This window comes from Cellvibrio sp. QJXJ (genome assembly GCF_024452345.1).
Classification (GTDB): Bacteria; Pseudomonadota; Gammaproteobacteria; order Pseudomonadales; family Cellvibrionaceae; genus Cellvibrio.
Map to the genome: position 1 here is coordinate 2,777,995 of NZ_CP101662.1, position 13,945 is coordinate 2,791,939.

Genomic DNA, 13,945 nt, shown 5'->3' on the forward strand with positions numbered 1-13,945 from the left:
ATAAAATCTATAAACATAAAAAATAAAAAAACCAGCTTAATCGCTGGTTTTTTATGACTTAACGAAAAATCATTTTTCTCTGTTTCTAATTTCTATGGCAATACTAGCCAGCTGTTTTACGATTTCATGATGGCTCTTTGCTATTTCCTGCTGCGACGCAGCAATACGTTTTATGGATATAACCATAACAATGAATAAACAAATGACTAACACATAAATTGCGAACATTCCCAGCATCACTACTGGCCCTAATACAGAAAACATACTATCCCTCATAACAAGTTGAAAAACATTCTCATTAAACGAGAAAACGCAGCAAAAATCAACTTGCGGATTAATCCGTTACGCACAATAAAAATCTATAAATTTTTATCAATCCAGTCAGTGGTTATTGAAAGTACAGTTTCCGCCGTAGATTGATCTTCCGCCAGGCCATTCGCATTGGCTGAACCTAAAACGTTAAACATATGATCTGCACCTTTGATAAGGTGCAATTCTGCATTAGTGGTACCGGCGTGGTTGATTATATTTATCGATGACTCGTAGGGAACCAAGGTATCCGCTGTACCGGCAATTGTGAGTAATTTTTCGCGATAATTTTTTAAGTCTTGCAAGCTGGTATTAACTTTAATTTCTTCAAACCACTGCAAACCAAAATTTAATGGCTCGGGGCGCCAGGGGAATTTTACGACTGCAAAACCATTGGCTTTTGCCTCTGCATAATAGTCGCCAAAAAAGGATTGGAAAACGCCAGTGCCATTTCCACTAACACTGGACCAGGCAACCAGTGATTTAATGCGTAAATCTTTTGTGGCAACGAGCTGTGCAATTAATCCGCCCTGACTAAATCCAATCAGGCCAATGCGCTGTGCATCTATATCCTGCTGAGCGGTTAGATAATCCAGCGTGCTAACAACATCGCGTTGGGCGCTGGTGAGATTATAAAAGCGATAATCCACCGGGCTATCGCCGGTACCAGCAAAGTCGATACGCACAGAGGCGATACCGGCTTCGGCCAAATCAACAGCCAAACGTTGATACAATCCCCCCACTTCATTTTTCTGCGATGCAGTACCATGCAACATCACCACCACCGGAAATGGTTTACCGGTGGTGTGTGTTGGCTTTACTAAAATGGCAGGAATTTTATAAGTTCCATTATCGATAAATAATGGCTGCTCGACATAAACAGATCCAGCGGGGGTCGCATGATCTGGCTTAACGGCGCAACCAGTGATGGCGACAAAACAAAATACTACCGCTAAAAACCTAACGTGCTTTAAACGAATCATTAGCTTCACCCGATTAATTATCGCCATTAAATGGCAACGCCATAAAAGTGCACACTTATACAATTAGAAAAATTTAAGAGCTACGATTTTCAACCCGTGTAATCCACACTGCCTTCCACAATAATCATATTGGCCGTTGCATTAGCATTGCGCAGTGCATGGATGGGGGCATATTCCGCGCAAGTTGCCCAATGATTGGCAGTGACGAGATCGGGAAATTCCATCACCACCAAACGTTTGGGTTGCCAGTTACCGCTAACGACCTCGGCGTTTGCGCCGCGCACTAAATAGCGTCCGTTGCAGGCAAATACCGTGGGCGTAATTTTCGTGAGGTAATCTTTATAGTTTTCGGGGTTATGTACTTCAATATCAACAATCACATAAGCAGCCATAATAATTCCTGCACTCATCCGCTATTGTTGCGCAAGCCAATCGATCAGGGTTTTACGTTCCAGATCAGTCATGTGATGAAAATTTCCCAGTGGCATATAGCCCGATGACAAAGCCGGTAATGCACGCACTTTTTGCGCAGCAAGGTGCACAGTGGAATCAATCACCAAACCAGCAGGTGCGGCATTAAAACCCGGTTGCGAGGGCACAGCCGCATGACAATTGGTGCAGTGCACGTGAATTAATTGGTTAATGCGCTCATCGGTACTGACGCTTTGTTCTGCTGAAGTAACAATCGCCGCTTTTTCAGCTTGTTTAGCGGCAATACTCGCGGGCGATGTAACTGCCATTAACACCGCAACCAATACCAAGCCGCTAAAACTGCTCAACAAAATAAATGGCTTTACTACACCCAAATGTTTGAGATTAAAAAAGTGCCTGCCCCATGCCAAACATAAACCTATTGCAACCAATATCAGCCAGGAATAAACATGACTGTACAAAAAAGAATAGTGATTGCTGAGCATGCAGAAAATAACCGGCAGGGTTAAATAATTATTGTGCGTAGAGCGTAACTTGGCGAAGGCCATAGCACAGGTGTCCGGCGCCTCATTGTTGCTGACTGCCGCCACAAATTTACGCTGCGCAGGCATAATTCCCCAGAACACGTTGCCTGCCATCCAGGTGGCAATCATTGCACCGACATGCAAATAGGCAGCGCGCGGTGAAAATAACAAGTGCGCCAAATAACTCGCCACACTAATCACCAACAACAATATTGCGGCAAATAATAATCCGCGTTTTACCAGCGGTGTGCGCAACAATAATTCGTAGAGCGTTTGGCCACCGAGAATAAAAACGATGCTGGCAACGACCGCCCAACCCGGTGATTGAATCAGGGTGTTGTAGCCCACCAGATAAGTTTGTGCTTGCAGGTAATACATTAATATTAACAAGCCGGTGCCACTCAACCAGGTGCTGTAAGCTTCCCACTTAAACCAGTGCAACTTTTTGGGCATTTCTTGCGGGCGCAAATGGTATTTGGCCACTTCATAAATACCGCCGCCGTGAATTGCCCACAAATCACCTTTTACGCCTTTATCCGCTTTCCATTGTGGCGGCTCACGTAAACTCAAATCCAACCAAATAAAATAAAATGATGCACCAATCCAGGCAATGGCCGCGACCACATGAAACCAGCGGAATGCCAGATTTAACCACTCCAATACCAGCGGGTTAATTAAATCGCCCATGAAAATGCTCCTTCTGTAGCGGGTGCGCGGCTAAATACTTTTTTACCCATCACATAGGTGTGGGCGATATTGTGTTCATCACCCAAGGTCATTAATGCAAACAGTTTTTCTGCCAAACTTTTCACTGAATCCGGTGAATCGCTCTGCACCGATGATTGCCGCAATGCCTGTAACGGTGTTGCACCCAAATTAATCACCACAAAATCAGCTTCTTTGCCCGGCGCAAAATTGCCGAGGTAATTATCCAATTGCAACGCACGTGCATTACCCAAGGTGGCCATATAAAACCCTTTTAACGGATGCAAATTTTGCCCTTGCAATTGCAGCACTTTGTAAGCTTCAGCAAGGGTACGCAATTGCGAAAAACTGGTGCCGCCACCCACGTCGGTAGCAAGGCTCACGGGAACACCGGCGTTCTCCAACCGCGCCATATCCAACAAGCCACTACCCAAAAATAAATTTGAGGTCGGACAAAAAGCAATGCCCGAACCTGTTTGTGCCAAACGCTCAACCTCAAGATCCCTCAAATGAATACCGTGGCCAAATACACTGCGTGGGCCGAGCAAACCAAATTGATCGTACACATCCAGATAATCGCGCGCTTTGGGGTAGAGTTCTTTTATCCACGCCATTTCCTGCAAGTTTTCAGAGAGATGGGTTTGCAAATACAAACCGGGATATTGCGCGTAAAGTTTTCCCGTCACCGCCAATTGCTCCGGGGTACTAGTCGGTGCAAAACGCGGTGTGAGCGCATAAAGTTGCCGCCCCTGTTGGTGCCAGCGTTCAATTAACGCACGGCAATCCTGTTCACTACTCACAGGTGTATCAAGCAAATAATCTGGCGCATTGCGGTCCATCATTACCTTGCCGCTAATCATGCGCAGATTCATCTGCGCGGCGGCGGCAAAAAATGCCTCGGTCGATTGCGCAAAAACGGTGGTGTAAACCATGGCCGTAGTAGTGCCATTTTGGAGAAGAATTTTTAGAAATTCACGAGCAGCGAGCGCGGCAAATTCCGCATTAGCAAAACGCGCTTCAGAGGGAAAAGTATAGTTGTTTAGCCAATCCAGTAACTGTTCGCCATAGGAGGCAATCACGCTGGTTTGAGGATAATGAATATGGCTGTCGATAAAACCCGGCATAATTAATTGATCGGGAAAATGCTGGCACGACTGCAAATCAAATCCTGCCGCCGCCATTTTTTGTGCATCGCCCAAAGCCTTGACTCGCCCTTGCTCAACAACCAACACCCCATCATCAAAATACTCAATACCAGCACCCGTGATGGGATCGGGTTGATCGGTGAAATGTAAAATTTTTGCGCGAAACGCCGCTACCGCACTCTTCGCACCTATCGCATTCACCATACTTTCCATTCCTACCGCAACATCACTCATAACCAGCCTTAACAACAAAATTAAAACGGAAAAATTAAAACTATCTTTTTGTCATACCCGCGAACGCGGGCATCCATAACAATAAAAACCTAGCTACCGCGATAAGTGGAATAACCATAGGCATTCAACAACAGCGGCACGTGGTAGTGTTCCTGCGGATTTAGCACGCGGAAAATAAGCTGGATTTCCGGATAAAAATTACTCAGTGCTTGACCTTCATACCAAGGCGCCACTGCAAAATGCAGCAGATAATTACCCGCTTGAATTTCAAAAGTATTTTCCCACTGCATAATTCGGCCATCACCATCAGTAGTCGCACTGGCGATAGGTTCCTGGGTGTCCAGACGGTGTAGGGTTACACGTACACCCGCCGCGGGTTTGCCGCTATCCAAATTAAGAATGTGAGTTGTAATTGGTGCTTTTTGCATAAAATATTTTCCGTAAACTATAAGATTCTTAAATCACAATTTCGTCATACCCCCATGTTCGCGAGGATGACGATTTCCTTTTTAACACTCCTGATCTTCAATCAAATTCATTAACCGAAGCGTGGTGATTTTCCCCTGCTCCAACGCACCATTAACCAGCTCCTGACTGCGCGAATTGGTGATGCGCGCTTTTAAGAGCGCCAACATTTCTTCTGCGGATTTACCACTGGCGCAGACAATAAAAATAAAACCATTTTGCTGTTCATACACCTGATTCAGCGTATAGAGTTCCTGAATAACTGCGTCACTCGCGGCCAATACTTGCCCCTGCTCTTGGGTGGCGCGACCGGCATAACGGGAACGCAATAGTTCGATGTCACCAATACGTGCATGGCCGGAAAAGGCTTCCAGAATTTCGCTTTCGTTGGCGCGCGCCCAGACTTGCTGCGCGGCGATTAATAAATCCTCGCACTGTGCAAAAGGGCGACGTGCCGATACTGCTTCTGCCCAATGCTGGCAATGACAGCAGCCGTACAGTGCACTTACCGCATCCACCGCAGGCAGGTGATTAAATTCATCCAACTTCATGATTTATTCTCCCAGCAAACATTCACCACCCAAATTACTCGCATAAAATCGCCGTGGTTTTTTGTTGTTGCAGAATAGTTTTAATATCGCGCCAGGAACTGGAGGTACCTGTTTGCGGTGCAGCCGTCTGGTAATACAAACTTTGCAATTGCGCCGCAATGGATACCGCAACCTCCATCGGCAATTTGCCTTTTACTTCTGGCAAGCCAATCGGGCTGTGAATTTTTTCTATTGTTTCATTCGCAAAACCGGCATCACTTAGGCGTTTGCGAAAACGTAGTGCTTTAGTTTGCGAACCAATCATTCCGGCATAGGCCCAGCGCTCATCAGATAACAGGGTTTTACACAGCGTAAAATCCAGCGTGTGATCGTGGGTAAAAATAATTGCCCAACAATTGTCGGGTAACTGCGCGACTGCAGCTGTTGGCTCTGCATAAAATTCGTAGCGGCAATTCGCGGGCAGCGGCGCTGTCATTAATTCAGGGCGATTATCAATCACCCGCACCTGACACGGCAGCCCGGCGAGAATAATGACTAAGGATTGACATACATGGCCCGCACCAAACAGCGCGATTTGCCAAGCACAGGCCGCAAAACATTCCAACATGACCGTGACATTGCCACCGCAACATTGCGCCGCCTCTGCCGCGAGTGGAATCGCTTTTAATACCTGGCAATTTTTATTTTGCGCGAGCAATTCACGCGCTTGCCGCACCAGCAAAAACTCCAGCTGACCACCACCAATAGTGTCGTAGGTGGCGTCCGCCGCAATCACCATTTTGCTGCCGCCATCGCGCGGGGTTGAACCCTGGGTATTAATAATGGTGGCGATCACATAGGCGCTGCCGCTTTGCTGACAGTGTTGAATCGCAGCCGACCAATTAAGCAGTGCCATTTGATAGCTCCCTATTTTTAGCGTCTTGTTTGGTAAACGCCGCGCACTCTTGCAGCGCCCAATAAATTCGCTCGGGCGTTGCGGGTGTATCCAGGCGTGGGCTGAATTGATAATCGGTTGTGCTGCTGCAAGCATCGCGCAATGCCGCCCACACACAAATCGCCAGCATTAAGGGTGGCTCACCCACTGCCTTGGATAAGTGAATAGTATTTTCCAGATTCGGCTCATCAAATAATTCCACGTTGAATTTTTCCGGCACATCAAACGCGGTAGGAATTTTGTAATTGGCAGGGCTATTGGATATAAGGCGGCCTTTTTCATCCCACAATAATTCTTCTGTGGTGAGCCAGCCCATGCCCTGAATAAATCCGCCTTCAATTTGGCCGATATCAATGGCCGGGTTGAGCGATTTACCCACATCGTGCAGCACATCAATTTGCTCAACTTTGTATTCGCCGGTTAAACAATCCAGCGTGACTTCTGCCACCGCCGCACCGTTGGAAAAATACAAAAAGGGCTGGCCTTTGGCTTTGGCGCGGTCGTAATAAATTTTTGGGGTGCGGTAATGGCCGGTAGCCGAGAGAGCAACACGATTGAGATAAGCCAATTTAATAAATTCAGCAAAACTCATAGCCTGCTCACCCAGCACTACCTGGTCCTGCGCAAAACTAATTTGTGCTGCGTCCAACTGAAAATGCTCAACGGCGAAAGCAATTAAATCGGCTTTGATTTTGTCGCACGCATCTTTAGCGGCCATGCCATTTAAATCAGTGCCGGATGACGCGGCGGTAGGTGAAGTATTGGGCACCTTATCGGTACGGGTGGATGACACCATCACCCGCTGCACACTCACACCAAAAGCGCTGGCAACAACTTGTTGGATTTTGGTGTAAAGCCCCTGGCCCATTTCCGTGCCGCCGTGATTAATCAACAAGCTGCCATCGGTATAAATTTGCAACAGCGCACCAGCTTGGTTGAGATGTTTAGCGGTAAATGAAATACCGAATTTTACCGGCGTAAGCGCCAGCCCTTTTTTCAAGGTGCGATGGGTTTTATTGAATTCGGTAATGGCAACGCGGCGTGCGCGATAGTTCGAATTTTGCTCCAAGCGTTCAATTAACGCGGGCAACACATGTTGCTCAATTTTTTGCCCGTAGGGCGTTTCATCTGCACCGAGTTGGTAGAGATTGGTTTTGCGAATATCGAGGGGATCTTTACCTAAATAGCGCGCAATATCTTCCACGATGGTTTCAATCGCCATCATGCCTTTAGGGCCACCAAAACCGCGAAAGGCGGTATTGGAAACCGTGTGAGTTTTGCAGCGCAAACCCAGAATGCGGGCGTTATTTAAAAAGTAGGCGTTGTCTGCATGGAACATGGCGCGGTCGACAATACCTTCCGATAAATCAGCAGAAAAACCACACTTACCGGCGAGCAACATATCCACGCCGAGCAATTTGCCTTCGCTAGTAAAACCGACCCGCCAGCGATTTAAAAAATCGTGGCGTTTGCCGGTTTGTACCATGTCGTCGCGGCGCGGCATGCGGTAACGCACTGGGCGACGGGTGCGCTGCGCAAATAAGGCGGCGATACACGCAAGCGGTGCCGCCTGACTTTCTTTACCACCAAATCCACCACCCATGCGCCGCACTTCTGCCACCACTAAATGAAACGGAATAGCCAGGACCTCAGCGACTAATTTTTGCAATTCGGTGGGATGTTGCGATGAGCTGATCACATGAATGCCGCCGTCTTCCGTTAGCCGCGCTTCACTGATTTGCCCTTCCAGATAAAAATGTTCCTGCCCGCGCACATAAATTTCACTGCTTAAGTGATGCGGCGCGGCGTTAATACTCGCATCGGGATCGCCGAGCAATAATTGATGTTGTGGCAATACAAAACTCTGTTCGGCGAGTGAATCCTCCACCGTTAATTGCGCAGGTAATTCGTCGTATTCAATGCGCGCCAACAATACCGCGCGTTGCGCTGCTTCAAAACTGGTGGCCGCCACCGCAAAAATAGGTTGGCCGATAAATTCAACCAGCTCGCCCGCCAGCAAAGGATCGCCGGAATACACCGGCGCGACATCGACTTTGCCGGGAATATCACTTTGTACAATGACATCGAGTACACCGGGCGCATTTTTTACGGCGGTTAAATCCAGCGCATTAATGCGCGCGTGGGGTTTAGTGGACTGACCGGTGGCAACAAATAAGGTGCCAGGCAAAAGCGGTAAGTCATCCACATACTCCGCTGCGCCGCGCACATGTTTGTGTGCCGATTCATGCGCGGTGGAGTGACCAACACCACCGTTGGATGCTGGCGCCACAATCGCCGGAGACAATTCAGAATTGGTGATTAATCTACGCATGGGCAAACAACCTCGTTTCGATGTGATTGCCCGAGGCTTCAGCAGCAAATTCGTAACAGGATTTTTTAAGCAGGTTGCAGGCCATTGCCATGCGGTACTCAGCGCTGGCACGCACATCACTCAGTGGTGAAAATTCACTGCGCAACACATCACAGGCTTGTTCAAGAATATTTTCATCAACACTTCCGGCAATACACCAAGGGCTTTTATTTAAAAATTGTTCGGTGGCACTGGCACGTTTTGGAATCGCCGCCATGCCGCCAAAGGCGATGAAAAATTCGTTCGTTGTTTTTCCGCTCCAGCAAAATGCACCCATCACGGCGGAGATATCGTCTTCATAACGCTTGCTGATTTTGAACAGCTTCAATGGTTTTGCTAAGTGCGCGCGGTTGATGTAAATGCGCGCCAGGTATTCGCCGGTCATCAAACTGGTTTTTTTGTAATCGCGATAAAATTGCGTCAGCTTTTCACGGCGCACTTCACCGCGCCCATTCACAATTTCCACTTCCGCATCCAGCGCCAATAAATACGGCGGGCTATCGGCGATGGGCGATGCGTTGCAAATATTGCCCCCCAAGGTGCCGCGATTGCGAATTTGCCGTGAACCCAAGCGCCCGAGCAGCGCAACAAATTCCGGCGAGAGATCGCGCAGGGACTTTTCCAACTGGCTGTAACACACCGCCGCACCCAGAATGACTTCGCGCTCATTGATCTCGATCTGCTGTAATGTCTCCACCCGATTCAGATCAATCAAGTGCGCCAAGGATTTGTACTGCTGGGTAACCTCCAACATTAAATCCGTACCACCGGCCACCAAACGCGCTTGGGGATAGGCGTGCAATAGTTGCTGCAACTCCACTTCGGTGTGCGGCTGCCAATAACTGCTGCCATCACCGTGTAATAGCGGCGCGGCAACAGGCGCCACCGACTCAGGATTTTTGCCCGCTAAAGGTGCATTCGGCACCCACTCTTGCACAAAACTGGCCACTTGGGCAGGTTTTTTAAGGGCCGCCATTCCCGCCGCCACAATGGGGCGATAACCGGTACAGCGACACAGGTTTCCGGAGATAGCATCAATCACCGCCGCGCGCTGTACCGCATCATCCGCCTGTGCCAAACGCGCGCCCTCATTGAGTTGCAGGTTGGCCAGCGACATCACAAAACCGGGAGTACAAAAGCCGCACTGGGAGCCGTGGCATTCCACCATCGCGGCCTGTACCGGGTGCAGGGAATCCGCACTGGCGGCGAGTGCTTCCACGGTAAAAACATGGCAATCCTGCAGGCTGCCGAGCGGGCAAATACAGGCGTTCACCGTGCTGTAGGTCAGGCCCTGCGGGCTGGGGCGCCCAACAATCACCGTGCAGGCGCCGCAATCACCGGAGGCACAGCCCTCTTTGGTACCCATCAATTGTTGACCGCTGCGAAGGTAGCGCAGCAGCGTCATATCTGCTGCCGCATCCACACCCTCAACCGGTTTATTGTTCACCACCAACCGCACAATACCTCCTCCACTTGCCTGCCTTGCGCGGGTATTACACCCTCGCTGGCACGGCTAAAAAAATCGAACCTGCCAAGGCCAAAGCAAAAGTCTGGCCAAACAGACAATTTTTCATAGGTTTTTTGCAAAGCGCGGTTTATGGCAGTGAATGGCATGCAATTTGCTCAACCCGACTTATCTTTTTGTCCAGATAGTCAGGTTTATGAGCGAGTTGATTTATGTCTGAAAAAAAGGCCATGCGCCTTGAGCTATTAGCGCTCACCAAGGCTTACCCCGGCTGTATCGCTAACGACAGCGTGAGCTTGCAGGTTGAACCGGGCGAGATCCATGCGCTGCTCGGCGAAAACGGCGCCGGTAAAAGTACCTTGATGAAAATGATTTACGGCGTAGTAAAACCCGATGCCGGGCAAATGCTGTGGAACGATAAAGAAGTGAGCATTAGCGGCCCCGCCCATGCGCGCCAATTGGGTATGGGCATGGTGTTCCAGCACTTTTCCCTGTTTGAAACCCTGACCGTGACCGAAAATATCGCGCTCTATTTAACGCCTGCCGAATACGGCAATTTGGAGCGATTGCGCGAACGTATTATCGCGGTGGGCGATGAATATGGCCTGGCGATAAATCCTGACCGTTTGGTGCACAGTTTGTCGGTGGGCGAACAACAGCGGGTGGAAATTATTCGCTGCCTGCTGCAGGACATCCAACTGCTAATTCTTGACGAACCCACCGCCGTACTCACGCCGCCGGAAGTGGCGCAGCTGATTGCAGTGCTGAAAAAACTTGCGCGCAAAGGGTGCAGCATTTTGTTTATCTCGCACAAATTGCACGAAGTGAATGCACTGTGCGACAAGGCAACCATTCTGCGCGGCGGTAAGGTCACCGGCACCTGTGTGCCGAGTGAAACCAGCCCCACCCAAATGGCGCGCCTGATGCTGGGCGATGAATTGGAATTGCAGGATTCCATGCCCGCCGGCAGCGCCGGTGAATGCCTGCTCGCGCTCGATAAGATTACGGTGAAACCGCGCGATGCATTTGCGATTCACCTGCAAGACATTCAACTGCAGTTACACGCGGGCGAAATTCTTGGCCTTGCCGGTGTGGCCGGTAACGGGCAAGACGAACTGGTGGATTTGATTAACGGCGAGCTGCGCAGCGATAGCGGCAGCCTGTTATTGGGCGGCAAAGATGTTGGCCAACTCGGCGTGCAACAGCGCCGCCGATTGGGCATGGGTGTGGTGCCCGCCGACCGGATCGGGCGCGGTGCGCTGGGCAATATGAGCCTGACCGAAAATAATCTACTCACTGGCTACATCAACCAAAGCGGAAAATTCGGCTGGCTGAATTGGCCGCTACTTAAAAACCGCGCCACCGACATCATCGCCAAATACAAAGTCAAAGCGACGGGCGCCGATGCCAGCGCCAAAAGCCTCTCCGGCGGCAACCTGCAAAAATTTATTATCGGCCGTGAAATTCTGCAAAACCCGAAGGTGCTGGTGTGTTTTCACCCGACCTGGGGCGTGGATGTGGGCGCGGCGAATTTGATTCATCAGGAGCTGATTAAATTGCGCGACCAGGGCACCGCGATTTTGGTGATCAGCGAAGATTTGGACGAATTGTATTTATTGGCCGATCGCCTCGGCGCCCTGTGCGGCGGGCGCCTGTCACCGTTGGCAGCTAAAGCGGAGGTGCCACTGGGGCAACTCGGCCAGTGGATGACCGGCAACTTTGGCAGCCACCTCGCTGACAACACAGCAGCGGAGGTTGCCCATGCGCATTGAGAAACGCCTGCAAGACTCCCGCGCGATGATGTACCTGTCGCCCCTGCTCGCCCTGCTGCTCACGCTCGTCTCCGGTGCGCTGTTGTTTGCGCTGCTCGGGCGCCCGCCGCTGGGCAGCCTCTACACCTTTTTTATCGCCCCGATTAGCGATTTGTACGGCCTGTCGGAACTCGCTGTAAAAGTCACCCCGCTGTTGCTCTGTGCGATTGGGTTAACGCTCTGCTTCAAAGCCAAAATCTGGAATATCGGCGCCGAAGGCCAGTTTGTATTTGGCGCGCTTATTGGCGGCGCAGTGACCTTGCAGTTGGCGGATAGCGAAGGGTTTTGGGTGCTGCCGGTGATTATCGCCAGCGGCGCCTTGGCGGGTTTGGTCTGGGCGGGCATTGCCGCGCTTCTGCTCACGCGCTTTAACGCCAACGAAATCCTCACCACCATCATGCTCAACTATATCGCTGTGAACCTGTTGCTGTGGGGCGTACACGGCCCGCTCAAAGACCCGGAAGGGCTCAACTTTCCCGAGTCCGCGCTCTTTGCCAGCCAGACCTTGTTGCCGGTGTTGTTTGAGGACTACCGCGTGAGCATCGCCATTTTTATCGCGCTGTTTATGTTGGTGGTGATTTGGGTAGTGCTCACCCGCACCCTGCTCGGCTTCCAATTACGGGTGATGGGCGAGAATCACAACGCCGCACGCTTTGCCGGTTTTAACGGCAAAAAACTCATCTGGCTGCTGCTGTTATTCAGCGGCGCAATGGCCGGTATCGCCGCCATTTCCGAAACCAATGGCCCCGTGGGACAACTGATTCCCACCCTCTCGCTGGGCTACGGTTATGCCGCGATTATTGTGGTGTTTATGGGACGCATGCACCCGCTCGGCATCCTGCTTGCCAGTTGTCTGTTAGGGCTTACTTACCTGGGAGGCGAGATGGCGCAAATCGATCAGGGCCTGCCCAAGTCCATCACCGGATTATTCCAGGGCATGCTGCTGTTTTATTTGCTGGCCTGCGACCTGCTGATTAGCTATCGCCTGGTACCCGGCAGTAACCCAACCATAAAAGAATACAAGGTATAAACGAAGGGTATAGATGTATGGATATCGGCATGTTTGAAAACATTCTCTTCGCCATGGTGCGCACCGGTACGCCGCTACTGCTGGTGGCCTTGGGGGCGATGATGTCGGAACGCGCCGGGGTATTAAACCTGGGGCAGGAAGGCATGATTCTGGTGGGCGCGGCCTGCGGGTTTATCGCCGCTTACGCCGGTAGCAGCCTCGGTTGGGGTGTGCTTGCGGCAGTCATTTCCGGGGTGGTGGTGTCGCTGTTGTTTGCGTTTATCGCGCTCACACTGATTTCCAATCAGGTTGCCACCGGCCTTGCGCTCACTATTTTTGGCACCGGTCTAAGTGCATTTTTGGGGGCAGGTTATGTCGGCCAAACCATCACCGGGTTTAACACGGTAAAAATTCCGCTGCTGGGCGATATACCGCTCATTGGCAAAGCCCTGTTCGATCAGGACTTGCTGGTCTACCTCGCCTTTGCGCTTTTTGCCGCCGTGTTTGTGGTGATGCGTTATACGCGGCTGGGATTAATTATTCGCGCCGTGGGCGAAAATCCCGATGTCGCCCACGCACTGGGTTACAAAGTTATGCGCGTGCGCTACGGCGCGGTGATGTTTGGCGGCGCCATGGCCGGTTTGGCCGGTGCTTATTTGTCGCTCGCCTACACACCCATGTGGTCGGAAGGTATCGCCGCCGGGCGCGGTTGGATCGCCCTTGCGCTGGTGGTATTTGCCAGTTGGCGCACCGAACGCATTTTGCTCGGCGCCTGGTTGTTTGGCTTCGCCAGTATTTTGCATTTGTTATTGCAAGGTTACGGCTACGAAATATCGCCCAACCTGCTCGCCATGCTGCCCTATGTGGTCACCATTGTGGTGCTGGTACTCATGATGTATCGCCAACAAAACCAGGGCCTATTCGCCCCGCGCTCACTCGGGCAGCCGTGGCATTCACCAAAATAAAAAGCATTCACCGAAATAAATTGTTTGTTAATGATGCTAAAT

13 protein-coding genes are annotated in these 13,945 nt (G+C 50.6%); 3 read left to right on the forward strand and 10 right to left on the reverse strand.

The features are described 5' to 3' along the window. Window positions 1-69: 69 nt before the first annotated feature. The 10 genes from NNX04_RS12180 to xdhA form a co-directional block, all read right to left on the reverse strand. Window positions 70-264, reverse strand: coding sequence for a hypothetical protein (locus NNX04_RS12180; RefSeq protein WP_007639929.1), 195 nt, complete (start codon window positions 262-264; stop codon window positions 70-72). A 95-nt stretch (window positions 265-359) separates the two neighbouring features. Continuing rightward, on the reverse strand, window positions 360-1,292 hold the full coding sequence (locus NNX04_RS12185; RefSeq protein WP_261945924.1) for an alpha/beta hydrolase family protein: 933 nt from the start codon (window positions 1,290-1,292) through the stop codon (window positions 360-362). Window positions 1,293-1,381: 89 nt separating this feature from the next. Then, entirely contained in the window at window positions 1,382-1,684 is a 303-nt protein-coding gene (locus tag NNX04_RS12190) for a DUF1330 domain-containing protein (protein ID WP_261945925.1), read from the reverse strand. Window positions 1,685-1,705: 21 nt separating this feature from the next. Then, complete coding sequence (locus tag NNX04_RS12195) at window positions 1,706-2,935, reverse strand: urate hydroxylase PuuD (RefSeq protein ID WP_261945926.1); 1,230 nt, start codon at window positions 2,933-2,935, stop codon at window positions 1,706-1,708. Then, window positions 2,923-4,332 carry a guanine deaminase gene (gene guaD, locus NNX04_RS12200; protein WP_261945927.1) on the reverse strand — a complete coding sequence of 470 codons (1,410 nt, stop codon included), beginning with the start codon at window positions 4,330-4,332 and terminating at the stop codon, window positions 2,923-2,925. The genes NNX04_RS12195 and guaD overlap by 13 nt, the downstream gene beginning before the upstream one ends. Window positions 4,333-4,421: 89 nt before the next feature. Then, entirely contained in the window at window positions 4,422-4,760 is a 339-nt protein-coding gene (gene uraH, locus NNX04_RS12205) for a hydroxyisourate hydrolase (RefSeq protein ID WP_261945928.1), read from the reverse strand. Between the two features lie 81 nt (window positions 4,761-4,841). Continuing rightward, window positions 4,842-5,348: a 2-oxo-4-hydroxy-4-carboxy-5-ureidoimidazoline decarboxylase gene (uraD, locus tag NNX04_RS12210; RefSeq protein WP_007639920.1), complete on the reverse strand. Its 507-nt coding sequence runs from the start codon at window positions 5,346-5,348 to the stop codon at window positions 4,842-4,844. A 34-nt stretch (window positions 5,349-5,382) separates the two neighbouring features. After that, a complete protein-coding gene (gene xdhC / locus NNX04_RS12215; RefSeq protein ID WP_261945929.1) occupies window positions 5,383-6,243 on the reverse strand; it encodes a xanthine dehydrogenase accessory protein XdhC in 861 nt (286 codons plus the stop codon). Further along, complete coding sequence (gene xdhB / locus NNX04_RS12220; RefSeq protein ID WP_261945930.1) at window positions 6,230-8,614, reverse strand: xanthine dehydrogenase molybdopterin binding subunit; 2,385 nt, start codon at window positions 8,612-8,614, stop codon at window positions 6,230-6,232. Before xdhB ends, xdhC begins: the two co-directional genes overlap by 14 nt. Next, a complete protein-coding gene (gene xdhA, locus NNX04_RS12225; protein WP_261945931.1) occupies window positions 8,607-10,112 on the reverse strand; it encodes a xanthine dehydrogenase small subunit in 1,506 nt (501 codons plus the stop codon). The genes xdhB and xdhA overlap by 8 nt, the downstream gene beginning before the upstream one ends. Before the next feature lie 218 nt (window positions 10,113-10,330). Between xdhA and NNX04_RS12230 the strand changes: the two genes are divergently transcribed. The 3 genes from NNX04_RS12230 to NNX04_RS12240 are packed head-to-tail and all read left to right on the forward strand — an operon-like array spanning window position 10,331 to window position 13,903. Further along, window positions 10,331-11,890: an ABC transporter ATP-binding protein gene (locus NNX04_RS12230; protein ID WP_261945932.1), complete on the forward strand. Its 1,560-nt coding sequence runs from the start codon at window positions 10,331-10,333 to the stop codon at window positions 11,888-11,890. Continuing rightward, window positions 11,880-12,959, forward strand: a complete 1,080-nt coding sequence (locus NNX04_RS12235) for an ABC transporter permease (protein ID WP_261945933.1) — start codon at window positions 11,880-11,882, stop codon at window positions 12,957-12,959. The genes NNX04_RS12230 and NNX04_RS12235 overlap by 11 nt, the downstream gene beginning before the upstream one ends. 29 nt (window positions 12,960-12,988) lie before the next feature. Then, window positions 12,989-13,903 (forward strand): ABC transporter permease, encoded by a 915-nt coding sequence (locus NNX04_RS12240; RefSeq protein ID WP_261945934.1) that lies wholly within the window; start codon window positions 12,989-12,991, stop codon window positions 13,901-13,903. Window positions 13,904-13,945 lie beyond the last annotated feature (42 nt).

Excerpts from the sequence above, each read along its gene's own strand:
- xdhC (WP_261945929.1), bottom strand. The coding sequence starts at position 6,243 with ATGGCACTGCTTAATTGGTCGGCTGCGATTCAACACTGTCAGCAAAGC.
- NNX04_RS12235 (WP_261945933.1), top strand. The coding sequence starts at position 11,880 with ATGCGCATTGAGAAACGCCTGCAAGACTCCCGCGCGATGATGTACCTG.
- NNX04_RS12195 (WP_261945926.1), bottom strand. The coding sequence starts at position 2,935 with ATGGGCGATTTAATTAACCCGCTGGTATTGGAGTGGTTAAATCTGGCA.
- uraD (WP_007639920.1), bottom strand. The coding sequence starts at position 5,348 with ATGAAGTTGGATGAATTTAATCACCTGCCTGCGGTGGATGCGGTAAGT.
- NNX04_RS12190 (WP_261945925.1), bottom strand. The coding sequence starts at position 1,684 with ATGGCTGCTTATGTGATTGTTGATATTGAAGTACATAACCCCGAAAAC.
- guaD (WP_261945927.1), bottom strand. The coding sequence starts at position 4,332 with ATGAGTGATGTTGCGGTAGGAATGGAAAGTATGGTGAATGCGATAGGT.
- xdhB (WP_261945930.1), bottom strand. The coding sequence starts at position 8,614 with ATGCGTAGATTAATCACCAATTCTGAATTGTCTCCGGCGATTGTGGCG.
- NNX04_RS12185 (WP_261945924.1), bottom strand. The coding sequence starts at position 1,292 with ATGATTCGTTTAAAGCACGTTAGGTTTTTAGCGGTAGTATTTTGTTTT.
- NNX04_RS12230 (WP_261945932.1), top strand. The coding sequence starts at position 10,331 with ATGTCTGAAAAAAAGGCCATGCGCCTTGAGCTATTAGCGCTCACCAAG.
- NNX04_RS12240 (WP_261945934.1), top strand. The coding sequence starts at position 12,989 with ATGTTTGAAAACATTCTCTTCGCCATGGTGCGCACCGGTACGCCGCTA.
- uraH (WP_261945928.1), bottom strand. The coding sequence starts at position 4,760 with ATGCAAAAAGCACCAATTACAACTCACATTCTTAATTTGGATAGCGGC.
- NNX04_RS12180 (WP_007639929.1), bottom strand. The coding sequence starts at position 264 with ATGTTTTCTGTATTAGGGCCAGTAGTGATGCTGGGAATGTTCGCAATT.